Origin of the sequence: Streptococcus sinensis, assembly GCF_000767835.1 — a bacterium.
Lineage (GTDB): Bacteria > Bacillota > Bacilli > Lactobacillales > Streptococcaceae > Streptococcus > Streptococcus sinensis.
This window is the reverse complement of sequence record NZ_JPEN01000038.1, coordinates 18,696-41,893: the sequence shown is the minus strand read 5'-3', so window position 1 is coordinate 41,893 and position 23,198 is coordinate 18,696. Positions and strand designations below refer to the sequence as shown.

The 23,198-nt window shown below is 42.7% G+C and carries 24 protein-coding genes and 1 pseudogene; 7 read left to right on the top strand and 18 right to left on the bottom strand.

From position 1 onward, the window contains the following. Positions 1-14 precede the first annotated feature (14 nt). From SSIN_RS02515 to SSIN_RS02505, 3 genes are all read right to left on the bottom strand, one after another. The gene (locus SSIN_RS02515; protein ID WP_037615351.1) at positions 15-773 is read right to left on the bottom strand and encodes a TraX family protein; all 759 of its coding nucleotides are present in this window, start codon (positions 771-773) and stop codon (positions 15-17) included. 111 nt (positions 774-884) lie between these two features. Then, positions 885-1,865 carry a sensor histidine kinase gene (locus SSIN_RS02510; protein WP_037615350.1) on the bottom strand — a complete coding sequence of 327 codons (981 nt, stop codon included), beginning with the start codon at positions 1,863-1,865 and terminating at the stop codon, positions 885-887. Beyond that, positions 1,849-2,535, bottom strand: a complete 687-nt coding sequence (locus SSIN_RS02505) for a response regulator transcription factor (RefSeq protein WP_037615348.1) — start codon at positions 2,533-2,535, stop codon at positions 1,849-1,851. Before SSIN_RS02505 ends, SSIN_RS02510 begins: the two co-directional genes overlap by 17 nt. A 205-nt stretch (positions 2,536-2,740) precedes the next feature. On the opposite strand from SSIN_RS02505, the gene SSIN_RS02500 reads away from it, so the two are divergent. Both SSIN_RS02500 and SSIN_RS02495 read left to right on the top strand, forming a co-directional pair. Next, complete coding sequence (locus SSIN_RS02500; RefSeq protein ID WP_037615347.1) at positions 2,741-4,000, top strand: NRAMP family divalent metal transporter; 1,260 nt, start codon at positions 2,741-2,743, stop codon at positions 3,998-4,000. A 118-nt stretch (positions 4,001-4,118) separates the two neighbouring features. Beyond that, positions 4,119-5,324 carry a DUF2974 domain-containing protein gene (locus SSIN_RS02495; RefSeq protein ID WP_037615345.1) on the top strand — a complete coding sequence of 402 codons (1,206 nt, stop codon included), beginning with the start codon at positions 4,119-4,121 and terminating at the stop codon, positions 5,322-5,324. 79 nt (positions 5,325-5,403) lie between these two features. Here the strand turns inward: SSIN_RS02495 and SSIN_RS02490 are convergent, their stop codons facing one another. The 4 genes and pseudogenes from SSIN_RS02490 to SSIN_RS10155 all read right to left on the bottom strand — a co-directional run. Then, positions 5,404-6,732: an McrC family protein gene (locus tag SSIN_RS02490; RefSeq protein WP_037615343.1), complete on the bottom strand. Its 1,329-nt coding sequence runs from the start codon at positions 6,730-6,732 to the stop codon at positions 5,404-5,406. Next, the gene (locus SSIN_RS02485) at positions 6,707-8,284 is read right to left on the bottom strand and encodes an McrB family protein (RefSeq protein ID WP_052076752.1); all 1,578 of its coding nucleotides are present in this window, start codon (positions 8,282-8,284) and stop codon (positions 6,707-6,709) included. Before SSIN_RS02485 ends, SSIN_RS02490 begins: the two co-directional genes overlap by 26 nt. A gap of 102 nt (positions 8,285-8,386) precedes the next feature. Next, positions 8,387-10,384 carry a methionine--tRNA ligase gene (gene metG / locus SSIN_RS02480; RefSeq protein ID WP_037615341.1) on the bottom strand — a complete coding sequence of 666 codons (1,998 nt, stop codon included), beginning with the start codon at positions 10,382-10,384 and terminating at the stop codon, positions 8,387-8,389. A 128-nt stretch (positions 10,385-10,512) separates the two neighbouring features. Continuing rightward, positions 10,513-10,605 (bottom strand): annotated as a pseudogene (locus SSIN_RS10155) (DUF421 domain-containing protein); the annotation flags it as partial. Positions 10,606-10,864: 259 nt separating this feature from the next. Between SSIN_RS10155 and SSIN_RS02475 the strand changes: the two are divergent. The 4 genes from SSIN_RS02475 (at position 10,865) to SSIN_RS02460 (ending at position 13,610) form a co-directional block, all read left to right on the top strand. Continuing rightward, positions 10,865-11,536, top strand: coding sequence for a methyltransferase family protein (locus tag SSIN_RS02475; RefSeq protein WP_037615339.1), 672 nt, complete (start codon positions 10,865-10,867; stop codon positions 11,534-11,536). Positions 11,537-11,620: 84 nt separating this feature from the next. Beyond that, positions 11,621-12,448: an exodeoxyribonuclease III gene (locus tag SSIN_RS02470; RefSeq protein ID WP_037615337.1), complete on the top strand. Its 828-nt coding sequence runs from the start codon at positions 11,621-11,623 to the stop codon at positions 12,446-12,448. An 11-nt stretch (positions 12,449-12,459) separates the two neighbouring features. Then, on the top strand, positions 12,460-12,846 hold the full coding sequence (locus SSIN_RS02465; protein WP_037615336.1) for a bleomycin resistance protein: 387 nt from the start codon (positions 12,460-12,462) through the stop codon (positions 12,844-12,846). 170 nt (positions 12,847-13,016) lie between these two features. Continuing rightward, the gene (locus SSIN_RS02460; protein ID WP_037615333.1) at positions 13,017-13,610 is read left to right on the top strand and encodes a helix-turn-helix domain-containing protein; all 594 of its coding nucleotides are present in this window, start codon (positions 13,017-13,019) and stop codon (positions 13,608-13,610) included. A gap of 25 nt (positions 13,611-13,635) precedes the next feature. Here the strand turns inward: SSIN_RS02460 and nth are convergent, their stop codons facing one another. From nth to tmk, 9 genes are all read right to left on the bottom strand, one after another. Next, positions 13,636-14,265 (bottom strand): endonuclease III, encoded by a 630-nt coding sequence (nth, locus tag SSIN_RS02455; protein ID WP_037615331.1) that lies wholly within the window; start codon positions 14,263-14,265, stop codon positions 13,636-13,638. Positions 14,266-14,362: 97 nt separating this feature from the next. Beyond that, complete coding sequence (locus SSIN_RS02450) at positions 14,363-14,716, bottom strand: arsenate reductase family protein (RefSeq protein WP_037615329.1); 354 nt, start codon at positions 14,714-14,716, stop codon at positions 14,363-14,365. 32 nt (positions 14,717-14,748) lie between these two features. Beyond that, positions 14,749-15,255, bottom strand: coding sequence for a methylated-DNA--[protein]-cysteine S-methyltransferase (locus tag SSIN_RS02445; RefSeq protein WP_037615327.1), 507 nt, complete (start codon positions 15,253-15,255; stop codon positions 14,749-14,751). Next, positions 15,252-16,427 (bottom strand): 3-phosphoglycerate dehydrogenase family protein, encoded by a 1,176-nt coding sequence (locus SSIN_RS02440; RefSeq protein ID WP_037615324.1) that lies wholly within the window; start codon positions 16,425-16,427, stop codon positions 15,252-15,254. The genes SSIN_RS02445 and SSIN_RS02440 overlap by 4 nt, the downstream gene beginning before the upstream one ends. 12 nt (positions 16,428-16,439) lie before the next feature. Beyond that, positions 16,440-17,531, bottom strand: a complete 1,092-nt coding sequence (serC, locus tag SSIN_RS02435; protein ID WP_037615322.1) for a 3-phosphoserine/phosphohydroxythreonine transaminase — start codon at positions 17,529-17,531, stop codon at positions 16,440-16,442. Positions 17,532-17,670: 139 nt separating this feature from the next. Further along, entirely contained in the window at positions 17,671-18,537 is an 867-nt protein-coding gene (rsmI, locus tag SSIN_RS02430; protein WP_037615320.1) for a 16S rRNA (cytidine(1402)-2'-O)-methyltransferase, read from the bottom strand. A gap of 2 nt (positions 18,538-18,539) precedes the next feature. Beyond that, a complete protein-coding gene (gene yabA, locus SSIN_RS02425) occupies positions 18,540-18,857 on the bottom strand; it encodes a DNA replication initiation control protein YabA (RefSeq protein WP_037615318.1) in 318 nt (105 codons plus the stop codon). Positions 18,858-18,875: 18 nt separating this feature from the next. After that, on the bottom strand, positions 18,876-19,769 hold the full coding sequence (locus SSIN_RS02420; protein WP_037615316.1) for a DNA polymerase III subunit delta': 894 nt from the start codon (positions 19,767-19,769) through the stop codon (positions 18,876-18,878). Continuing rightward, complete coding sequence (tmk, locus tag SSIN_RS02415; RefSeq protein WP_037615313.1) at positions 19,766-20,404, bottom strand: dTMP kinase; 639 nt, start codon at positions 20,402-20,404, stop codon at positions 19,766-19,768. The genes SSIN_RS02420 and tmk overlap by 4 nt, the downstream gene beginning before the upstream one ends. Before the next feature lie 182 nt (positions 20,405-20,586). Here tmk and SSIN_RS02410 point away from each other — a divergent pair, with 182 nt between their 5' ends. Then, positions 20,587-21,474 (top strand): YitT family protein, encoded by an 888-nt coding sequence (locus SSIN_RS02410; protein ID WP_037615311.1) that lies wholly within the window; start codon positions 20,587-20,589, stop codon positions 21,472-21,474. Between the two features lie 36 nt (positions 21,475-21,510). Here the strand turns inward: SSIN_RS02410 and SSIN_RS02405 are convergent, their stop codons facing one another. Together SSIN_RS02405 and SSIN_RS02400 are read right to left on the bottom strand one after the other, a co-directional pair. Continuing rightward, positions 21,511-22,167 (bottom strand): CBS domain-containing protein, encoded by a 657-nt coding sequence (locus tag SSIN_RS02405; RefSeq protein WP_037615308.1) that lies wholly within the window; start codon positions 22,165-22,167, stop codon positions 21,511-21,513. A gap of 198 nt (positions 22,168-22,365) precedes the next feature. Continuing rightward, positions 22,366-23,181, bottom strand: coding sequence for an endonuclease/exonuclease/phosphatase family protein (locus SSIN_RS02400; protein WP_037615305.1), 816 nt, complete (start codon positions 23,179-23,181; stop codon positions 22,366-22,368). Between the last annotated feature and the right edge of the window lie 17 nt (positions 23,182-23,198).

Here is a 23,198-nt window from a genome sequence, read left to right as displayed (position 1 = left end):
ACTAAGCTGCCTGTCTATCTCTGCACCAGATAAGCAATCAGTGCGATGATCCAGAGATGGGCTGGGTAAAAGATATAAAAGAAATACTTGCCCCATTTGCCATTATAGCCTCGCTCGCCATTGTAGAGATGGAGGAAGGGCAAGACGGTAATAAAGGCCCAGTCTGAATTGTAGAGCATCATCGAAAGGGTCGCTCCCATGGTTGGGTAGATTTCAATGCTCAGACAAAAGAGCAGAAAGGCCAACACCATGTAAGAAAGAGTTCTGAGAGCAGGCTGATTGCGGAAGATATAGCTAAGCAGCATAAAAGGAATAATGGTCATCCCACCTTCTGTCAAAAGGACTCCTGCTAAACCAACCAATACCGCCGCACCAAGCCGCAAATAGCGCTTCTCAGTCTTAGAATCCTCACTCTTTTTTGACAAGCCAAATACAAGATTGAGCACCAGAAGGCCACAGGCCAGAGTAAGAAAAATATTGTTGCCAAGATAAATTCCCTTGCCTTGGAACAGCATCGTCAAGATGGTATTGCCCAGCTGCATGATGGCCGCCCAGATAAACAAGCGTGCATTATAAGCCACGCGATTGCGCGTATGTAGAAAGCCTTCTACTGCGCTAAAGGCAAACCACACGCCTACGCAACGGGTCAGCAGATGAAAAATCCCGTCCCAACCTGTCGGTAACAGTCCCGGAATCTTATCAATATGATCAAAAACCATGAGAAAGGCCATGAAGAGCTTGAGTTGGAAAGCATTTAATCCTCTTGTTTTCATTTCGTATCTCCTTGTCTTCTTTATACATCTATCTTACAAAAAAAGAAAGGTCGGTACCATAACCTAACCTTTCAATTTTACTGGCCAACCTTACAAATTTGTAAGAATGCCCTATTCAAATATCATTTTCTTTTCTGAAAAACTAATCATGACAGTCGTTCCCTGGCCGACCTGCGAAGCGATGCTAATCTGGTGCCCCAGCTCATCTGCGATTTTCTTGGACAGATAAAGCCCTAAGCCAGACGACTGCTGGGTCAGGCGACCATTATAGCCCGAAAAACCTCGCTCGAAAACCCGCAGCAAATCCGCATCTTGAATGCCTAGACCGCTGTCCTTGATATAAAGCGTATCCTCCTGAAAATAAATCTCAATCCCGCCTTGACTAGTGTATTTCAGACTATTTGACAGCACTTGCTCCAAAATAACGACGAACCATTTCTTATCTGTGATGATAGTTCGTTCCAGATCATGCAGACTGAGACTCAGGCCCTTTTGGATAAAGAAAATCGCATACTTCTTAACAATCTCCTTGACCAAGTCTTCAACATTTTCCTTTTTCAAGACCAAATCCTCGTGGAAACTCTCCAAACGGAGATACTGCAAGACGATATTGACATAGGACTCGATCTTGAAAAGCTCTTGCTCCAGCTGGTTTTTGACCTTCTTATCCTCAATCTCTCCGACCAGCAAGGAACTAGCCGCAATAGGCGTCTTAATCTGATGGGCCCAGAGCGTATAATAGTCCATTAGGTCATTTAACTTCTCCCTCTCCTCAATCGCACGGTTCTTCTTGTCCATTTCCAAAAGAGCCAGTTTCTCAAAAAGGAGGGCCTCTAAGGCTGTCTGAGGCCGACCTGAGGCATAAAAGAGCTGATTGCGATATTCCTTATAGGCGCTAGCTAAGTCCATTCCCAAGAAAAAGCTAGTGAGGAGAACAGCTAAGAGCAACTGATACTCTAGCAGACTGCGTCCGTCTTCGAAAATAAAGGCAAACATCCCCATAATCGAAAATATAATCAGCAAGAGCGACAAAATGAAGCGACGGGAGTAGAGATGATGCTTCAAAAAGAAAATTTTATCCTGCATGTCCATTGGTTAAACCATACCCTATTCCTTTTTTCGTCTCAATAAAATGCTTCAGACCATGCTCTTCCAGCTTCTTGCGCAAGCGAGCAACATTGACAGACAAGGTATTGTCATCGATAAAGAAATCACTGTTCCAGAGCTCCTTCATCAAATCATCACGCGCCACGATACTACCGGAATGCTCAAAGAGCACCCGCAAAATCTGAAATTCATTCTTGGTCAGCGTTACAAGCTCTCCCTCATAGACCAAATCCATGGATTTAAGATTTAAAATCACGCCCTGGTATTCCAAAAGGCTTTGGTCTGTACCGAACTCATACGAACGTCGCAGCAGGCCTTGAACTTTTGCCAGAAAGACATTATTGTCAAAGGGCTTGGTCACATAGTCATCTGCGCCCATATTGATGGCCATGACGATATCCATGGACTGGTCGCGCGAAGACAGAAACATAATGGGCACCGTCGAAATCTTCCGAATTTCCTGGCACCAATGATAGCCGTTAAAGAGAGGCAGACCAATATCCATCAACACCAGCTGGGGCTCCTCCTTGACAAAGGTCGTCAAAACCTGCATAAAATCTTCAATCGCCACAACCTGATAGCCCCACTGCTCCAGCATTTTTTTAATCATTTGACGGATGACCGCATCATCCTCGACCAGTAAAATCTTGTGCATTCCATTTCCTCGCTCATTTTTCTTACTGCTATTATATCAAATTCTCCCTTAAATCACAGAGACTTTTTTAGTTTGAAATTCATTTTGTTTTCAGAAAGTTTCAAGAAATCATTCAAGAAGTGTTGACAAAAGTAGAGTAAAAAGATAAAATAACACTACATTCAGAATTGTCTGAAAATTCATTTTTTATAATAAGGAGATTATTATGCTAGAACAAACTCAGACATCTACCTGGCAGTCTAAACTAAAAGCCCTAGGTCCTGGGATCCTCATGGCCTCTGCTGCTGTTGGTGGCTCTCACATTGTTTCCTCTGCCCAAGCAGGCGCCAAGTATGGCTGGGCTTTGATGGGACTGGTCATCTTGGCCAACCTCTTTAAATATCCCTTCTTCCGCTTCGGTGCTGAGTACACCTTAGAAACTGGTCACAGCTTGGTTGAAGGCTATGCCCAAAAAGGAAAAGTCTACTTAGGCATCTTCTTCGTTTTAAATGTATTCTCCGCCTTGGTCAATACAGCAGGGGTCGGGATTCTCTGTGCTGCTATTATCGCCAGCGCCTTTCCAAATGCCCTTGGACTCAGCATTACTCAATGGTCTCTGATCCTCATCATCCTGATCTGGGCAATGCTACTCTTTGGTGGCTACAAGTTCCTTGATGGCCTTGCTAAATGGATCATGTCTGCTCTAACCTTTGCAACCGTTATTGCGGTCATCGTTGCTATTATCAAGCATCCTGAGTACGGAGCAGACTTCGTTGAAAAGACACCTTGGCAGATGGCTGCCTTACCTTTCATCGTTTCTCTGATGGGCTGGATGCCAGCTCCAATCGAGATTTCGGCAATCAACTCCCTCTGGACTGCTGAGAAAGGAAAATCTGTCAACATCTCTGTCACGGACGGACTTTTTGACTTTAACGTTGGGTATATCGGTACGGCCATTCTGGCCATCTTCTTCGTCGCTATGGGAGCTCTCGTCCAGTATCCAACTGGTCAACCAGTTCAAGATGCTGGCGCTGCCTACATCCAGCAATTCGTTGGGATGTACGCATCTGTCCTTGGTGATTGGACACGGATTCTGATTACTTTCATTGCCTTTCTCTGTATCTTCGGTACCGTTATTACCGTTATCGATGGCTATTCTCGTGTAAACGCTGAATCCCTACGCCTCCTTCTCAATAAAGAGAAGACTTCTCAGAAAACTCTACATATCTGGATGACAGCTACAGCCATTATCGGTGGCATTATCATCTACTTCTTCCAAGGTAGTGTGGCCCTCATGCTTCGTTTTGCCATGATTGCTTCCTTCCTGACTACTCCATTTTTTGCCCTCCTAAACTATCTCCTCGTTACGAGCGAGAATAAACATCTGGGTAAATGGCTAAAAGGTCTTTCCATCCTTGGTTTGATCTTCCTCTTTGGCTTCGCTTTATTCTTTATCTACGCCATCCTCATCGGTAAAGCTTACTAGATCAAAAGAGCTGGAAATACTGAAGAATATCTTCAGGTTTCCGCTCTTTTCTTTTCCCTTTCTAACAATTTGCCTCTACTTATGCTATACTGTAAGAAGATAGAATATGGAGAACGATATGGGAATAATTTTTGATTACCTAGACCAAGTAGCTTACGATAGTATCTACGACACCCCCTTTAATGAACTGGATATGCTGATGCTGACGGAAATAACGTATCTGCCTTTTGACCAGATTGTGCCTAATCAGATGTCCCCTGATTGTACTTGCCGCTTGTTTGAAGCTGCTGAAAAGGTGTCTCAGGATTTATCCATGTTGGTGACTAAAAATCGGCTGAAACTTTTAGAAAAAGCAGCCAGCTCCACCCGCTTTAAAAATATCAAACTCATGGGCTATGTCAATGACATTGACCCGGATGTTCAAAAGCAGTTTGCAGCTATGATTTTCAAAATCAAGCCCGATAGCTATGTCCTGACTTTCCGCGGAACCGATGATTCCATTATCGGCTGGAAAGAGGACTTCCACATGACCTATATGGATCAGGTCCCAGCTCAAAAAACGGCGGTCAACTATCTAAGAAAAGCTATGGATGCTCTAGCTGGTCAGTTCATCCTGACTGGTCACTCAAAGGGCGGCAACTTAGCTTCCTACGCTGCTAGTCAGATTGAGCCAGATTATCAAGAGCGGATTCAGAGCATTTACAGCTATGATGCACCTGGACTGAATCACTCGGTCATCACCAGTCCAGGCTACCAGACTATTTCAGACAAGATAAAGCGCTACATTCCGCAGGGCTCTATCGTCGGAATGATGCTCGAAACGCCCAAGCAGGCTCAGATTGTCAAAAGTACAGCTATCGGCGGTCTGGCCCAGCACGATACCTTCACTTGGCAGATTAGTGACCAGACTTTTGTCCTACTGGACAACCTCAATCCAGATAGCCTTCAAGTAGATAAAACTCTGAAAAACTGGGTTAACAGCGTTTCTGATGAGGAATTAAAAGACTTTTTCGACCTCTTTTTCGGCCTCATCTTGGATGCTGGCATCAGCTCCATCAATGACCTCACCAAGCTGGAAAATTTCAACAAAATCTTGGCTGTTTTTGAAAATGCCAACGCCCTCACAGACCAGGAGAGGGAAATGCTGACGCGCCTCGCCAAACTACTGGTAGACATGCGCTATCAGTCTTGGAAAGACGACATGAACCTGCTGAAGCCTAGCAAATTTGTCCAAGAGGTTAAGGAAAATCTATCCGAATTCACTAAGAATCTTCCTTTCACAAGCAATGATTTCGCTCAAACAGATGAACCCAATGAGCAATAAGCTATAAATACAGCACTTGGCAACTCTCTAATATAAAAGAAAAACAGGGATAGCATCACTACTATTCCTGCTTTTTATGTTACTCAGAAGCCTTATTAATCAAATCTCCAAGCTCTTCTATACTTTTTTCCTCATTCGATAAATCGTATAAAAAGACTTTTACAACTATTTTCTTTATATGTTCATTTTTCTGACCTTCTTGGATGTAAGAAGGAAAATTTGCCAACTTGACTTCTTCATCCTTAGGATAAATTAAAATAACATTTTCAACATCATATTTATATGCATAAGCATACATTTGATACATATCTGATTGACTGATTCCATAATTTTTACTTTTATCTTCAATAAGCTTTTTCCATTTGGTATCTAGAACGAAGGATTTCATACCTTCTTGAGACATATATATATCTGGTTTCAATCCGAATTTTTTCGGAACATCAAATAAATATTTACTTCGTTTCTGTGTTTCTACCTTCCATTTAGAACACTTAGTTTTCAACTCCTTAGAGGACTTAGTTTTCAACTCCTCAGAGCACTTAGTTTTCAACTGCTTAGCTATGTATGCCTCAAAGATCTTTTCCATAGGAAACAGTAAAGCATTGACACTTTGAGTCCCTTGAAAAGTTGAAAAGCTCTTATTCTTCAGAAAAACTTCTGACCAATGTATTAAGTTTTGATAGAACTGAGCATTACGATCTTTTTTCACTAGAGAAAAATCCTTATCAATATTTGTTGACTGATTAACCATTTCAAATTCAGCCAACAAACGTTTTGCTAATAATTGATTTTTTCCATTTGATGAAATCTTATTCAATTTGAGAAGCGTTGTTTTTATCAAACGATTTTCAGGACGATTGATATGAAACTCATCATATGCCATATAAAATCTATCTTTGCGGACAATATTTTGCTTGATATGCTGGTTAACTAGCAACTTCCCCTTGAAAAAAGGAAGATTCCCCTTCAGAGTAACATAATCGGACTTTAATCCTTTTTTCAACAACTCTTGGACTTCATTCAAATACATCTGAATAAAAACTTCATAAATTGGTAACTTAGAATCATCGAGCTGGGCATTTTTAAAACTCTTTCCCTTAAATTCTTTCAAACTAGATAACATTTTAAGAAATAGTTTTCGTAATTCATGTTCATCGCCAATATCAATCTTTGGCAAAATCTCAATTTGAACTTTATTATCAATGTTAATAACACCTACATAATTTCGAGGTTTGATAATTTTGACTCCATTATGAGATGAAATCCTCAAAAAGTCTGACAATCGTTCCTCAACATCATCACCAGAATTTTCTTCGATGAAATTCTCAAATAAGTTGAAATTAATTTCTCCTAAATCTTCTTTTTTTATTCCTTGAAATTCTCTAACTGTCAGAATCTTTGGTTTCATCTGCTTCTCCCGCATTTGAAGCACCACCATAGATAGTCATATAATTATCTGGTGTTTGGAATGCTTTCTCATTAATTTGATAGGTAGGATTTAAGTCAATATCTGGACTATTTTTAAATAGATTGCTATTACTTTTGACCGAAATAAATTTATTAGTCTCTATATTTTGGGGATCAATTCCTAAAACAAGCATAATTTTTTCGTAATCTTCATAGAAATATTCTTGAAGTAGTGGGATAATTTTATTACTAAAGATAGATGCTAATTGATCGAGAGTTGCTTTTTTCTTATTCTTAAGTGGCATAAAGAAGGCATGCCCTAATGTATGCTCCCTGTCATAAAGAACTTCAATACGTTGGTTCATTTTTTCTAACATCTTTTGAATGGAAATATCTTCAACAACTACATTATCTAGTAAACTTTCATCTGGCATCATTTCAATAAATTCAAAGCGACGTCGAAGAGCTGTATCCATGAGAGCGATAGAACGGTCTGCTGTATTCATGGTTCCTAGAATGTATACATTTTTTGGCACAGAAAATTCTTCTTGGGAATACGGAAGAGTCACTGACATTGCCTCATCCTTTCCATTACGCTTCGAATCTTCAATCAAAGTAATAAGTTCTCCGAATATTTTAGAAATATTCCCACGGTTGATTTCATCAATAATGAAAACGTAGTTATTACTCTCATCACTAGCAGCTTTATTACAAAACTCTTTAAAAACACCATCTGAAATTTTGTAGTTTAGATCACTTCTCCCTCTTCTCACACCTCTTTTTCCTAAAAATGGCTTAATCCCCTCAATGAACTCCTCATAACCGTAAGACTGGTGGAAAGTTGTAAATGCGATTTGACCAACGGTTTTTAATTCATTAAATTTGTCAGCGTAGTCAGTGTAAGTCTTGGCACCATCCTGGCTAAACTTCTTATCAATCGTATCAACTGCATATTTGATAGAATTATAAGTTTTACCAGTTCCTGGAGGACCATAAAGGATTGTATTGACTGAGAACAATTTATACTCTGAATTCTCTTTTTTTGAGTTCATTTTCTCTTCCTCATCACTTCCCATAGGTTTATTACTCGTTTGTTCTATACCTTTTAGAAACTTTTGAACCTCATCTAACGATTCATTCCCATCGTCATCAATTACTTTAAATATATGTGAAGTGAAAAAATCTAATTTCAAAGAAAAATATGAAATCCCTTGGTCTATATTCTCTTCAAACTTTTTATTATTATCTTCTTTATTCTTGCCTTTTTTTGTAATTTTAATATTAGTAGCCTTAGGCATATCGATAAACTGGGTAACAACAATATAATTTGCTAGTTTGGAATTTTTCTCAATTGCTGCATCAGAAAATCCATTTAATAAAAGATATACAATTCCATCCTTGACTTGACTTTTATATTTCGTTTCAAATTCGTTCTGCTTTCCCTGAACATAATATCCTTTTTCGCTATCAGGAACAAAATTTTTCTTAGTAAACCCCCACTTAATCTCACTATACTTTTTAGTAATATTTTCAATTACTTTCCTTACATCCAAAATATTTTCTCCTTTCCCAAAACCTCCCAAACTTTCCGTCTGGGAGGTTATTCCTATATTCTATTTTTCACAAAATAGTAAACTAACTCTCAGTAGAGTTCTCTACCCAATCAAACTTCCATTTGGGACTTTCTCGTCCACAGTAAGGAGAGTCAGTTGCTCGCCGTGCTCGGCTGAGAGAATCATACCTTGGCTGATGCGGCCCATCATTTTGCGAGGTTTGAGGTTGGCAACGATTTGGACTTTTTTGCCGACCAATTCTCGTTCGTTTGGATAATATTTCGCAATTCCTGAGAGGATTTGGCGGTCTTCGCCGTCTCCTGCATCCAAGCGGAACTGGAGCAGTTTATCAGAGCCTTCTACTTTAGAAACTTCTTTGACTTCTGCGACACGGATTTCTACCTTATCAAAGTCGTCAAATTTGATGGCTTCACGGTTAAGTTTGAGCTCCACTTCTTCTGGCTTCCATTCTTTTTCAACCGCAGGTTTGTTGCCTTCCATTTGTTCTTTGATATAGGCAATTTCTTCCTCCATATCCAGACGAGGGAAGATTGGCGTTCCTTTTTCTACAACTGTCAGACCTGCTGGGAGCTGGTCAATTGCTAGGTTTTCCAACGAAACTGCTTGAGGCAAGCCGAGTTGACTGAGGACAGCCATGCTGGTCTCCATCATGAAAGGCTCAATCAAGTGCGCCACAACACGAAGACTCGCTGCCAAGTGACTCATGACTGCTGCCAGTTTTTTGACCTTAGCTTCATCCTTAGCCAGAACCCAAGGAGCGGTTTCGTCAATATATTTATTGGTGCGGGAGATGAGTGTCCAGACTGCTTCCAGCGCGCGTGGGTAGTCCACTGCGTCCATGTGTTTGTAGTAGTCAGCGATGGACTCAGCTGCTACCTGAGCCAGAGCTCCATCAAAGTTCGTCACATTTTCTTCGTAGGCTGGCACCTGACCGTCAAAGTATTTGTTAATCATGGAAACAGTACGGTTGAGCAGGTTCCCCAGGTCATTGGCCAACTCATAGTTGATACGGCCAACATAATCTTCTGGCGTGAAAGTTCCATCTGAGCCAACTGGAAGACTGCGCATGAGGTAATAGCGCAGGGCATCCAAACCATAGCGCTCGACCAGCATTTCTGGATAGACCACATTGCCCTTAGACTTAGACATCTTGCCATCTTTCATGACAAACCAGCCATGAGCAATCAAGCGGTCAGGCAACTTGATATCCAGCATCATGAGCAGGATTGGCCAGTAGATAGAGTGGAAACGCAGAATGTCCTTGCCCACCATGTGGAAGACAGTGCCATTCCAGAATTTATCGTAGTTGGCATGGTCGTCTTGACCGTAGCCAAGGGCTGTCGCATAGTTAAGCAGGGCATCAATCCAAACATAGACAACGTGTTTAGGATTTGATGGCACCGGCACGCCCCAAGTAAAAGTCGTCCGAGATACAGCCAAGTCTTCCAAACCTGGCTCAATGAAGTTTTTCAGCATTTCATTGAGACGACCGTCCGGCGTGATAAAGTCGGGCTGTGATTTGAAGAATTCTACCAAGCGGTCTTGGTACTTGCTGAGGCGGAGGAAGTAAGACTCTTCTGATACCCACTCCACTTCATGTCCAGACGGCGCAATTCCGCCAGTTACTTTCCCATTTTCATCACGGAAGACCTCTGCCAACTGGCTTTCAGTGAAGAATTCCTCATCAGATACAGAATACCAGCCAGCGTACTCACCCAAGTAGATGTCGTCTTGAGCCAAGAGGCGTTCAAAGACCTGTGCTACCACTTTTTCATGGTAGTCATCGGTCGTACGGATAAATTTATCATAAGAAATATCAAGCAATTTCCAGAGTTCTTTCACTCCAACCGCCATGCCATCAACGTAAGCTTGTGGGCTGATACCAGCTTCCTCAGCTTTTTGCTGGATTTTTTGACCATGCTCATCAAGACCAGTCAGATAGAAAACATCATAGCCCATGAGGCGTTTATAGCGTGCCAAGACATCACAGGCAATGGTTGTATAGGCAGACCCAATGTGGAGCTTGCCAGACGGGTAGTAAATAGGTGTCGTAATATAAAATGGTTGTTTTGTAGTCATTTTTTAATCCTTTCAAGGCTAATGAAACCTTTTTTGATAACACCTCATTATATCATATTTCACGGGGTTTGCGACAGGACAAATTCTTCTTCTGTAAGCATAAAAAAGACCTAGACAAGATTCTAGGTTTAATATGTCACAACGTTCAAACTGCCGCTTTCGTATTCTGCGATAAAGATATTAGAAATGTCGGGATAACCGCTTTTAGTCAGTCTCTCGACGAACTTTTTGACAATAATTTATGGGAAGTCACACCTTTCGAGGTGCTTTTTACCCTTAAATCTTTTGAATTACTGCTATTCGACAACTCGGTTGCCAGAAAATATATGCAATACGAGTCTTTCTAGCTAATTTTTGCAAATAAATTTTTGTATTTGATGCTCTTCGAGTGAATTTTTGCAAATAATTTTTAGCAATCGATGCCTTCCGAGTGAATTTTTACACAGATTTTTAGTATAATGAAGAAAAGGAGGGCTAAAAATGAAAACACATCTTATTAGCCAAGTTATTCTAAAATACCTGTCTGGTCTTATGTTTTTGATTTTGCTCATTTTTATACCAGCAGGAAGTTTAGACTTTTGGAAGGGCTGGCTTCTCGTGGGATTGGTCTTTCTACCAATGCTCTTGATTGGAATCCTTCTGTTCCTTTATAAACCTGACCTCCTCAGAAAAAGACTGGAAATGAAAGAGAAAGAAAAGGAACAAAAGCAGATCATTTTTTTGAGTGCTTTACTCTTTCTTGCTACCTTTATCTTAGCTGGTTTAGACTATCGTTTCTCTTGGTTTCAAGTCCCCAGCCTAATCACATGGTGTGCAAGTTTCATTTTTCTAGCATCCTATCTCCTCTATGCTGAAGTTCTGAGAGAAAATAACCATTTATTTAGAATTATTGATGTTCAAGACCAGCAAAACGTCATTTCAACTGGGCTTTACAGAATCGTCAGACATCCTATGTATCTAGCAACCCTTGGCCTATTTCTGAGCATTCCGCTCATTTTAGGTTCACTTTTAGCTTTCCTTGTCATGCTTCTTTATCTTCCTATTATCAACCAGCGCATAAAAGGAGAAGAGGCTTTCTTAGAAAAGAATCTAGAAGGCTATCAAGAATACAAAAATCAAGTCCCTACAAAAATCATTCCCTTCCTATGGTAACAAAGAAAATGACAAACCCAAAACTCGCCTGCTTAGGCTTTTTTTGGTAAAATAGAAAAAAATAAGTCTAGAAAAGGTACCCTTATGAAACTCATCTCTTGGAATATTGACTCCCTCAACGCTGCCCTGACCAGTGATTCTGCACGCGCTCAGCTCTCTCAGGCTGTTCTTCAGACGCTTCAGGCAGAAAAGGCGGATATTATCGCCATTCAGGAAACAAAGTTATCTGCTAAAGGTCCGACTAAAAAGCACTTGAAAATCTTGGCAAACCTCTTTCCAGACTATGAAAACACGTGGCGCTCGTCCCAAGAGCCAGCCCGCAAAGGCTATGCAGGAACCATGTTCCTTTACAAAAATGAACTGACACCAATCGTGACCTTCCCAGAAATCGGTGCTCCGTCGACTATGGATGTCGAAGGTCGCATTATTACACTGGAGTTTGACAGCTTCTTCGTCACTCAGGTCTATACGCCTAATGCTGGCGATGGCCTCAAACGCTTGGATGACCGTCAAGTCTGGGATGCCAAATACGCTGAATACTTGGCAACACTAGATGAACAAAAACCAGTCCTCGCTACTGGCGACTACAATGTCGCCCACAAGGAAATCGACTTGGCCAATCCAGCCAGCAACCGCCGTTCACCAGGCTTTACCGACGAAGAGCGTGCTGGCTTTACCAACCTGCTGGCTAAAGGCTTTACCGACACCTTCCGTCACTTGCACGGCGATATCCCTAATCAATACACTTGGTGGGCACAGCGCAGCAAGACTTCCAAAATCAACAACACAGGCTGGAGAATCGACTACTGGCTGACTAGCAACCGCGTGGCTGACAAGGTAACCAAGTCTAATATGATTGATTCCGGTGCACGGCAAGACCACACACCGATTGTCATGGAGATTGAGCTCTAAGGAGAAGGATTATGGACTATCAAGCTGTCATTCCCGAATTTGTGGTATCTGACATCGAACAGTCGCGCCGCTTCTACTGCGACTTGTTGGGATTCTCTGTCCAATACGAGCGTCCAGAGGAGAAATTTCTCTTCCTCTCACTTGAAGACTGCCAACTTATGCTAGAAGAAGGCAGCGCGGAAGCATTAGCCCAACTGACCTATCCTTTTGGGCGCGGTGTCAATATTTCCTTTGGTATTGAGGACGTCCCACAGCTCTACCAAAAACTGCTGGAAGCAGACTACCCCATCCATCGCCCGCTAACGAAAAGAGAATTTCGCGTAGGGAATAGCTTTATCTATCCTCATGAATTTGCGATTTTGGACCCAGATGGCTATTTTTTAAGATTTAGTGAATAAGAAAAAGGAGGCTGCTAGCCCCTTTTTCAGTAGGTAAATATAAATTGACAGACCTGTAAATCCAGTGACAAAAACCTTTGCTAAAGCCCATGAAATCAGCATGTAAAAGAACTTTGATAGCCATTTTTTGTATAATTGAGTAGAATGAAATCAGAAAGCGAGGAAATCTTATGCAAGTCGGAAAACAAATCCAACACTATCGGAAAGAGAAAAATTTATCTCAAGATGATTTAGCTGAAATAATCTTTGTCAGCCGTCAATCCATTTCCAACTGGGAACGCGGCGCGACCTACCCTGATATTCAAAACCTGCTCTTACTGAGCAAGGTCTTTGAAGTGTCGTTGGACAAACTAGTAAAAGGAGATTTGGAAACCATGAAACAAATTATTCACGACCAAGAATTTATGCGCTATCAAAAAGATGGAGTGGTCTTTAGCTTGCTGCTAATTGGCAGTCCTATCATCAGCATTCCCCTAATTCTTTATTTGGATTGGTACGGCATCGCTATTAGTTGCTTGATTTTTGTTATCGCGATGTTCTACGCCCTACGCATTGAGAAATTCAAGAAAAAGCATAATCTTCGTACCTATCGCCAGATTGTCGCCTATGACCAAGGACGCAGCCTGAGCGAGATTGAAGAAGCCGAAGAAAGAGGTAAAGCTCCCTACCAAAGAATCATCCTTCCTGTTCTATTTGGCCTTGGAATTGGCGCTATTGCTCTGCTGTTTTACTGGGTCTTACTTACTTTCTTCCCTATCAAATAAAAGCGAAGTCATCAGACCTCGCTTTTTAACTCTCTTTAAAGTTATAGAGTTGCGGATAGTGATCACACTCGGGATTTTTAGGATGGCAGATGGCCCGTCCAAAGTAAATCATGGCCTGATGAGCCGGCAGCCAACGCTCGGGCGGGAGCACCTCCATGACTCGCTTTTCTACCTCTAGCGGCGTTGCTGACTTTTTGACAATATCATGGTGCTTACAGATGCGCTCCACATGGGTATCGACAGCAAAGGCTGGTATGCCAAAGCCAACACTCATGACCACATTAGCCGTCTTGCGACCGACACCTGCCAGACTTTCCAACTCAGCTCGCGTTTGCGGCACTCGGCCATCAAAATCATCCAAAAGCTGCTGGGCACATTTCTTCAAAAACTTGGCCTTGTTGCGATAGAGCCCTAGGCGGGAGATATGTTTTGCAATGTCTGCTTCACTAGCTACAGCCATATCCTGCGGGGTCGGATAAGCCTCAAATAGGGCGGGGGTTGCCTTATTGACCGCAGCATCCGTCGTCTGAGCCGACAACATGACTGCTACTAAGAGTTCAAAGTGATTACGAAAATCTAGACTGGGCTTAGCATCAGGGAAAAGAGCAATAATTTCCTCAATCACATGGCGAGCCCGTTTTTTTGATAAAACCATACTATTACTTTCTAAGATTAGGATACTAACAGTATATCATGAAAGCTGATGTGACCCAAGCCAGACAACTCAAAAAACCGAGCTACCTCGGTTTTCTTTACAATTTCAATTCCGCATATTGCTTGCGGTAGCCAACTTGCAAGATCTGGTTGTCTCGAACCAAGAGTGGCCGCTTAATCAGCATGCCGTCTGTAGACAAAAGTGCTGCTGCCTCTTCCGCAGAAAACTGAGGAACCTTGTCCTTGAGCCCCAGTTCTCGGTACTTGATACCACTGGTATTAAAGAAAGACTTAATCTCCAAATCAGAATTGGTCATCCACTGCAGAAGCTCCTCCTGGCTAGGCGTTTCCTTGACAATATCCACCGCTTCAAAGTCCAGTCCCAACTGAGTCAGCTCAGCCTTGGCCTTACGGCAAGTAGAACATTTAGGATATTCGATAAATTGCAACATAAATTTCTCCTCCTCTTTCTGCTTCTTCTAGCTTAGAGGACTTTTGTGCTTCTGTCAAGCCGGACACCTTCATGCTCCAAAAGCCAAATTTTCTTATCGAGACCACCCGCATAACCTGTCAACTGCCCCTGACTCCCCAAAACTCGGTGGCAGGGGACTAGGATAGACAAGGGATTACGACCCACAGCCCCGCCCACAGCTTGGGCAGATTTGACCTTCAGCTCCTGAGCAAGCTGACCATAAGTCACCGTTTGACCATAGGGGATGGTCTGGAGATAGGCCCAAATTCGCTGCTGAAAGTCCGTCCCTTGGGCAGACAAGGGAAGGGCTGCTGGATTGGGCTGCTGACCGGAAAAATAGGCATCCAAAAAGTTACTGGCCAAGTCCAAAAAAGGATGGTTCCCCAGAATAGGAACTTCTGACAGACCTCGCTCAAAATATTTCTGTCCTAAAAACCAAGCGCCGACAAGTCCAGACTCATCGGCAACTAAGGAAAGATCCCCTAAGGGACTTTTGTAAATTTTTTTATAATAGATCATTTCTTAATCAAGCGCACACGCACAATATTGTCGCTATTTTCAAACTTATCAACCAAGTCCTGAATCTTGCTTTCGTCCGACTCATCCAAATCCAGCAGAGTATAGGCATAGTCGCCTTTAGAGCGGTTGATGATATTATCAATATTGATATTCAAATCACTGACTGCTGTTGAAATCCGAGCCACAATATTCGGTACATTTTTATTAATCAAAGTAATTCGGTAAGGAGCTGAGAGCGCCTGACGGACATTAGGGAAATTCACTGAGTTGATAATCTCGCCCGTTTTCATGAAGCGACGAATAGTCTTGCCAGCCATGATGGCACAGTTGAGCTCGGCTTCTTCGGTCGAACCGCCCAGATGCGGAAAGACAGTAATCTGAGGATGGTTGAGCAATTCCTCCACGCCGAAGTCTGTGATATAGCGCTTGACTACACCAGCTTCTAAGGCATCAAAGAGGGCTGCATTGTCCACCAACTCACCCCGAGCGAAGTTGATAATTGTGGTGCCTTTTTGCATGACTTCAAAAGCCGCTTGATTAAAGGTCGCACGAGTATCCTCAGTCAAGGGCACATGAATGGTGATGTAGTCGCTCTTCTCAAAGATTTCTTTGATATCCGCTACCCGCTTGACATGGCTAGAGATATTCCAAGCCGTTTCAATGGATACATAAGGGTCATAGCCTAGTACATTCATTCCCAGACGGTAGGCATCATTGGCAATGCGCCCTCCAATAGCTCCCAAACCGATGACACCCAAGGTTTTATTGGCAATTTCGGTACCTGCAAACTGCTTTTTGCCAGCCTCCACTTGCTTAGGAACATCGTCTCCGGAGAGACCATTGACCCAGCTGTTTGCTGCAATATAATCACGAGCAGACAGGAGGACGGAAGCCAAGACAGCTTCTTTCACCGCATTGGCATTGGCTCCAGGTGTGTTGAAAACCACGATTCCCTGAGCTGTTGCTTGGTCAACAGGAATATTATTGGTTCCTGCACCTGCCCGCGCAATAGCTTTGAGCTTGCTTAGGAAATCCTGTCCATGCAGATTTTGACTGCGCAGGATATAAGCATCTGGATTGTCAGACTTGTCTCCATCAATCTGAAAAGCATTGCCCAGCTCTTTGAGCCCGATTGGATTGATATTGTTAAATGTTTTGACACTAAAGACCATAGTTTCCCTCTCTTAAGAATTTTCTTCTTCAAATTTCTGCATAAAGGCGATCAAATCCTTGACTCCTTGGAGCGGAAAGGCATTGTAAAGACTGGCTCTCATGCCGCCCACGCTTCGGTGCCCCTTGATATTCTTGAAGCCTGCCGCAGCAGCCTCCTTGTTAAACTTGGCATCCAGCTCTGGACTTGGAGATACGAAAGGAATATTGGCTACTGAGCGTTGCTCCTTGTAACGGACTGGACTGCGATAAAAGTCTGACTGCTCAATGAAGTCGTATAGCAGACCTGATTTTTCGCGATTGCGCTTTTCCATTTCTGCTACGCCACCCAGCTCCTTGACCCATTCAAAGACCAGCTTGGCAATATAGATGGCAAAAGTCGGCGGTGTATTGTAGAGAGAACCATTGTCCGCCTGAATGCGGTAGTCCAGCATACTAGACAGAACGGGCTCATCATTGAGCAGATCCTCACGAATGATGACTACCGTTACACCAGCAGGTCCAATATTCTTCTGAGCCCCAGCATAAATCAACCCGAAATCCTCTACTCGGTACTGAGCGGCTAGGATATTAGAAGACATGTCCGCCACAATCGGCACGCCATTGGTCGCCGGCAGGTCGTAGATAGCCGTTCCTTCGATAGTATTATTGGTTGTCAGATGCACGTAAGCCGCTTTAGGATCGATGGCCGCTGGATCAAAAACTGGAATTTCCGCATAAATCGAATCCTCAGATGAAGCCAAGAGAATGGGCTCAAAAGGAATGAACTTAGACAGTTTGACTGCTTCGGTGTAAGCTTTCTTTCCCCAAGAACCAGCCACTAAGTAGTAAGCCTTACCGCCCTTGGCGAGATTGATCGGAATCATGGAAAACTGAGTCGAAGCCCCACCCTGCAGGAAGAGTACGCGATAATTATCTGGAATGGCCATGAGCTCACGCAGCAAGCTCTCCGCTTCTTTGATAATGTCGTCAAACTCCTTGGATCGGTGGGATAGCTCCATCACGCTCATGCCGCTACCCGCATAGTCTAAGAACTCAGATTGGGCCTTTTTCAGCACTTCTTTAGGCAATACTGCTGGTCCAGCAGAGAAATTGTAAATGGTCATATCCTACCTCCAAAAATGTATTTTGTCTATCATATCACAATATTCAGAAAATTTCTATAACTCTTCCAAAAAAATTCCTACTTGAGGAGAATTTCCGAACAAAAGGAGGATTTTTAGCAAAAAAACTAGCCGGATAGGACTAGTTTCTGTCTTCTTCATGATAAAGGGCATAGAGCTGACTCTTATTGCGCCCGTATTTTTTGGCCACTTCCTTGATAGCCTGATTTTTCTTGCTGCCAGATTGGACTAAGCTATCAATTTCAGCCAAGAGGTCTGCATCCGCTTTATCTTCCTTCTCCAGACTAGCACCGGCCACAATCAGGAGGCACTCACCCTTGAGGGGATTTTCCGCCAGATAATCTATCAACTCAGAAATTGTCCCCCTCTGATATTCTTCATATATTTTGGTTAGCTCCCGAACCAAGACCACCGGGCGGTCGCCATAGACTTCCAGCATATTTTTCAGCGTAGCCTTGACCCTGTGGGGAGATTCGTAAAAGATTTGTGTCTCTGGATAAGATTTTTTACTCTCAAAAAACTCCTTCTGCTGCCCAGCCTTGCGAGGCAGAAAACCATAAAAAATATGAGGCTGGGGCGCTAAACCACTGGCAATCAGAGCTGAAATCCCTGCACTTGGCCCAGGAACCGTTACCACAGCAATGTCCTCAGCAATAGCCGCCTTAACCAAATCATGACCCGGATCCGAAATGCTTGGCAAGCCAGCATCCGACACCTGAGCCAAATTTTGTCCTGACTTGAGCCAGTCCAGCAAGACCGGTATCTTTTCCTGAGCATTGTGCTCATGAAAGCTGATCTGTCGAGTCTCAATCCCAAAATGTTTGAGCAGAAGACCGGTATTTCTGGTATCTTCGGCCGCAATGACATCCACTTCTTTGAGAGTATTGACCATGCGAACGCTCATGTCATCCATATTCCCAATGGGAGTCGCTACCAAGTACAGCTTACCATAAAGCGACTGTCCCTTAAAACTCTTTTGAATCTGCATTTCTACTCCCTGAATAACAACTCGTCGCAGAACATGCACTCCGCGTCATTTTCTCGGCGCTGACCATAAAAATCTGTACATACATGAAAACCATCGTAATAAAGTTTGCGGAGATTATCCCGATTTTTATTGCTCTTGACTGGTGTCGCTTGCTCTACTTCACCGAGACGATCTCTCAACTTGTCATTTTCTAGTTGAAGGGCGATATTTTCTTCTACAACACTCTTGAGATTCTTCTTAATTGCCTCCACTTCAGCAAGAGTCAGCAAAAGCGTCTGAGAAAAATCATCCAAAGCATCAAATAATTCTTTTTTATTCATTGTCTGCTCCTATCCTGCTTAAGCACCATCTTTTAAAACCATATATTCCAGAGCGTTTTGGAAGGATACATTAACCCGCCACATCTTTTTGGCTTGCAGTAAGTCTTCCAGTTTGCTGCGACCTGACTCGCTTCCAATTTCCTTGGCAAGCAAAACTTCCAATATTTTCAATATCTGCTCCTGCTTGTCCTTGTCCTCAGCCAATTTAGCCAGCTTAGCCACCTGTAGGTAAGCCTGATTCTCATTGGTCAGCACAGCCTTGACAAAGCGCTGACTCTCACTGACTAAATCAAAGAAAAGCTTATTAGAGATAAGCTGCTCGGCTTCTTCCTGAGTCTGGCTATAAGCAGCCAAGAGTTCAGCCTGACTTTTGATTAAGCCAGCCTCTTCCAGCTGGTGCTGGAGGGCAGCCTGATTCTTCCGAAAGTGAAAAATCTGAGTTCGACTCTTGATGGTAGGCAGGATCAGATGCTCATCCGCTGTCAGGAGAAAAATGTAAATCTCACTCTGGGGTTCTTCAATCACTTTGAGAAGGGAATTGGCGGCATTAAGGTGCATTTTATCCGCATCGCAGATGATAAAGACCTGCCTGTTCCCTTCCACTCCACTCTGGGAAAAATTTCTCACCAGCTCACGAATTCGCTCCGTTTTGATGATGCCACTCACCGGTCTTACAACCGTCACATCCGAAAAATCCTCAGCTTCAATCAGCCGACAGGAGCGACAGCTACCACAAGGCCAGACCCCCTGCCTATTCTCACAAAAGAGGCTCTGGGATAGGGTCAGGGCCATCGCAAAGCTGGAAAAATTCCCCGAAAACAAATAGGCATGGTTGAGTCGTCCAGTTTCCAAAATATGCTGAAAAATCTCTGTAAGCTTGGGCTGGGCCTGACGTAAATCTTCTACTGTCATTTCTCCTCTGCAAAACGTTCTCTGATAGCCTCCAGACTATCAGCCACCACCTGATCCAGTGGCTGACTGGCATCTATCTTAATGACACGTTCTGGTTCCTTTTCTAAAATAGTAAGATAGCCTTGACGCACGCGCTCATGCAGATCCAGACCTTCTAGGTCCAAACGATTGACTTCGCGATCCTTATTTCTAGCAATGCGTGCTAGACCCTCCTTGACATCAATATCGAAATAAAGTGTCAAATCCGGCTTGAGTCCATCTGTAGCAAAACGATTGAGCCATTCCACCTCGTCAACTGCCAAGCCCCGTCCATAGCCCTGATAGGCTACCGAGCTGTCAATAAAACGATCCTGCAGGACCCATGTCCCTTTCTCCAAAGCAGGTAGCACCTTCTCCGCCAGATGCTGACGCCGACTGGCAATATAAAGTAGCAACTCCGTTTTCGCATCCATGGCCGTATGCCCCCTATCTAAGATCACCTCGCGAATCTTTTCAGAAATGGCCACACCGCCAGGTTCTCTGGTTGTCACTATCTGACATCCCATTTCTTTCAGCTGAGGAATCAATGCCTCTAAGACACTGGTCTTCCCAGCACCTTCCGGACCTTCCAGCGATATAAAAATACCTTTTTTCATCGTTTCCCTTTTACATATCTTCTGCTAACTAATGGCAGAATCTTTTATTTTAATCTACCTTTTATTGTACCAAAAATTATCTCAAAAGCCCATAGAAGAATTTTTCGAAAAATATTTCATATTATTTTCATAAAATGAAAACTTTTGATAAAATAGAATCAGAAAATTCTTAGGAGAATATGATGTTTAAATTTAAAAATATACTGGCCATCATTCTGGGGGCTGGAATTTTTTCTTTTGCGATTCATTATTTGGTGATTCCTTTTCATTTGTATGAGGGCGGAGCAACGGGTCTGACCTTGATTACCTATTATCTGTTTAAAATACCTGTCTCGACCACCAATCTGATTATCAATATTCCGCTCTTTATTATTGCCTGGAAGCTACTGGGTTCTCGAACTCTCTATCTCAGCATTCTGGGTACTTTTTCTGTGTCCGCTTGGCTCAAGATTTTTGAAATCCTACCAGCCTCCAAGCATCTACAAGAGTACTTCTTTTCAGCTCTGGATGGCGATGTCTTGCTGGCCTGCTTGGGAACAGGGATTGTGATGGGAATTGGGCTGGGCACTATCTTCAATGCAGGTGGAACCACTGGCGGCACCGATATTGTAGCCCGCATTTTCAATAAATATACCAGCATTTCCATGGGCCGACTTATGCTGACTGTTGACTTTGTGGTGATTTCCTTGGTTCTTCTGGTCTTCAAAGATCTGCGCATGGTGTCTTATACCCTGATGTTTGTCTTCATCACTTCCCGCGTCATTGACCTGATTGCAGAAGGTGGCTTTGCGGGTAAAGGCTTCCTCATCGTTACCAGCAAGCCAACCGAGCTAGCCGAAGCTATCAATGAAAAGCTGAATCGCGGGGTAACCTATCTGAAGGGACAAGGTTTTTATAGCCAGCAGGATCTACAAATCGTTTACTGTGTCGTCTCTCGTAATGAAATGCAGCAGATGAAGAAAATCATCAATAACGTAGATCCATTTGCCTTCACGACCATCAGTGAAGCTCATGAGATATTAGGAGAAGGCTTTACCCTAGATGCTAACAAGCAACCTATCATACGATAAAGAAAAAACCTCTATATTGAGGTTTTTCTTTTGTCCTTACAAAACTTTAGCACTAGTGCGAGTAATTTCTGCCACTTCAATTCCGTGCTCTTCAAACTTAGCTTTTAAAGCAGCCATATCAACGTTTCCATCAATCTGTACTTCAATCACAATTTTCCCATCTTTTCTTGGGATATTGACTGTATTAGAAATATTCAGATTTTCTTCGACAATCAATGTGACGATTTTAGCCAGCACACCGACCTTGTCTTCTGTGACAAAACGCATGCGGACACCCTCTTCTCCGTAGCCAGAAACCTCAAGGAAGGCCTTGAAAATATCACGATCTGTAATAACCCCGTAGACTTGTTCATTGTCAACAACCGGTAAAATCCCAATTTTATTTTTCAGCATCAAATAGGTCGCATCTTCCAGACTGGCATATTTGGAAACAGTAACTACATCGTGAATCATCACATCTTTTACCTTAGTTTTATTTAGAAGATAATTCATTTCATAGATGGATAAGCTTGTCGCCTTCGATGGACTTGCTTCTGCAATCGTTCCTTCTGTCACAAGACCTACCAGCTTATCATTTTCAATAACGGGCAGACGGTGCAGTTTTTGGTCGCGCATAATATCCGCTGCATGCGCAATCGTTGTGTCTGGACTAATGTATACGACCTTGCGTGTCATAAAATCTTTTACTGCCATGAGAAGCCTCCTCAGCATTTTCTTATCTTATTTTGATTTTATTATACTGTATTTTCTCAATGATTTCAAACGCTTTCAATATCCTTACTTAAATTTTCAAAATTTAGAAAAATCATTCAAGAAATTAGTTGAAGATAAACACAAGTTCCTATCAAAAAAAGACAGTTCTTTTCATGGTGCGAACTGCCTTTTTCTTACTTAAAACTCTATGTCAGCTTCCAAGCCAAAGTGATCACTAACGACTGGTCCACGCTGGCCATCAAAGACAACAGCTGATTTCTCAATGTTAAAATCTTTACTTGTAAAAATATAATCAATTTTTAGAGCATCTTTGTTTCCTGCCCAGCCAGCAATATCACCTTCAACTGTTGCTTTACCAACGACTGTGTTAGCAACTGCATGACTATCTTGCAAAGCAAGCGGACTTTTTAGAATGTGCTGATAGCCTTCATAACCGACAGGATTGTTAAAATCTCCCATGAGAACCAGCGGAGTCTGAACCTGCAAAAGCTCTGATTCAAATTTTGCCCATTCTCCTTGGAAGCCTTTATCCCACCAAGATAAGTGACAGGAAGCAACCGTGATGAACTGTCCTTCAAGCTCCGTTTCTGCCAGCAAGACTTTGCGCGTATGATAGTCAGTTGGATCATTGACATCAGATACCAAGAGTTCTCTTGCCGTTAAGGGCTTTCTTGACAGAATTGCGACCCCTTCATTGTAAATATCAAACCCAATATGATTATAAGCCCAAGACCAGTAATAGTCCAGACCTGCCTCAGCTAGTTTCTCAACCAGACGCAGGGCATAGTGGTCCTGGTGAATCGGAATGGCGCCATCTACCGCATAATAGAAGGGAGCCTGAACAACCTGTTCAGACTCCACTAATTGATTGACTTCCTGCAGGCAAATGACATCATATTTTTCTTGGAGAATACGCTCAGCTAGCTGATTTAGCTTGCTTTCTTGCTCTTCTTCCATCCAACTATGAGTATTTAAAGTCAGGAATTTTGCCATGATTTCTCTTTTCTATC

Coding starts and splice junctions, on each gene's coding strand:
- SSIN_RS02515 (WP_037615351.1), bottom strand. CDS start 773: ATGAAAACAAGAGGATTAAATGCTTTCCAACTCAAGCTCTTCATGGCC.
- SSIN_RS02510 (WP_037615350.1), bottom strand. CDS start 1,865: ATGGACATGCAGGATAAAATTTTCTTTTTGAAGCATCATCTCTACTCC.
- SSIN_RS02505 (WP_037615348.1), bottom strand. CDS start 2,535: ATGCACAAGATTTTACTGGTCGAGGATGATGCGGTCATCCGTCAAATG.
- SSIN_RS02500 (WP_037615347.1), top strand. CDS start 2,741: ATGCTAGAACAAACTCAGACATCTACCTGGCAGTCTAAACTAAAAGCC.
- SSIN_RS02495 (WP_037615345.1), top strand. CDS start 4,119: ATGGGAATAATTTTTGATTACCTAGACCAAGTAGCTTACGATAGTATC.
- SSIN_RS02490 (WP_037615343.1), bottom strand. CDS start 6,732: ATGAAACCAAAGATTCTGACAGTTAGAGAATTTCAAGGAATAAAAAAA.
- metG (WP_037615341.1), bottom strand. CDS start 10,384: ATGACTACAAAACAACCATTTTATATTACGACACCTATTTACTACCCG.
- SSIN_RS02475 (WP_037615339.1), top strand. CDS start 10,865: ATGAAAACACATCTTATTAGCCAAGTTATTCTAAAATACCTGTCTGGT.
- SSIN_RS02470 (WP_037615337.1), top strand. CDS start 11,621: ATGAAACTCATCTCTTGGAATATTGACTCCCTCAACGCTGCCCTGACC.
- SSIN_RS02465 (WP_037615336.1), top strand. CDS start 12,460: ATGGACTATCAAGCTGTCATTCCCGAATTTGTGGTATCTGACATCGAA.
- SSIN_RS02460 (WP_037615333.1), top strand. CDS start 13,017: ATGCAAGTCGGAAAACAAATCCAACACTATCGGAAAGAGAAAAATTTA.
- nth (WP_037615331.1), bottom strand. CDS start 14,265: ATGGTTTTATCAAAAAAACGGGCTCGCCATGTGATTGAGGAAATTATT.
- SSIN_RS02450 (WP_037615329.1), bottom strand. CDS start 14,716: ATGTTGCAATTTATCGAATATCCTAAATGTTCTACTTGCCGTAAGGCC.
- SSIN_RS02445 (WP_037615327.1), bottom strand. CDS start 15,255: ATGATCTATTATAAAAAAATTTACAAAAGTCCCTTAGGGGATCTTTCC.
- SSIN_RS02440 (WP_037615324.1), bottom strand. CDS start 16,427: ATGGTCTTTAGTGTCAAAACATTTAACAATATCAATCCAATCGGGCTC.
- serC (WP_037615322.1), bottom strand. CDS start 17,531: ATGACCATTTACAATTTCTCTGCTGGACCAGCAGTATTGCCTAAAGAA.
- rsmI (WP_037615320.1), bottom strand. CDS start 18,537: ATGCAGATTCAAAAGAGTTTTAAGGGACAGTCGCTTTATGGTAAGCTG.
- yabA (WP_037615318.1), bottom strand. CDS start 18,857: ATGAATAAAAAAGAATTATTTGATGCTTTGGATGATTTTTCTCAGACG.
- SSIN_RS02420 (WP_037615316.1), bottom strand. CDS start 19,769: ATGACAGTAGAAGATTTACGTCAGGCCCAGCCCAAGCTTACAGAGATT.
- tmk (WP_037615313.1), bottom strand. CDS start 20,404: ATGAAAAAAGGTATTTTTATATCGCTGGAAGGTCCGGAAGGTGCTGGG.
- SSIN_RS02410 (WP_037615311.1), top strand. CDS start 20,587: ATGTTTAAATTTAAAAATATACTGGCCATCATTCTGGGGGCTGGAATT.
- SSIN_RS02405 (WP_037615308.1), bottom strand. CDS start 22,167: ATGGCAGTAAAAGATTTTATGACACGCAAGGTCGTATACATTAGTCCA.
- SSIN_RS02400 (WP_037615305.1), bottom strand. CDS start 23,181: ATGGCAAAATTCCTGACTTTAAATACTCATAGTTGGATGGAAGAAGAG.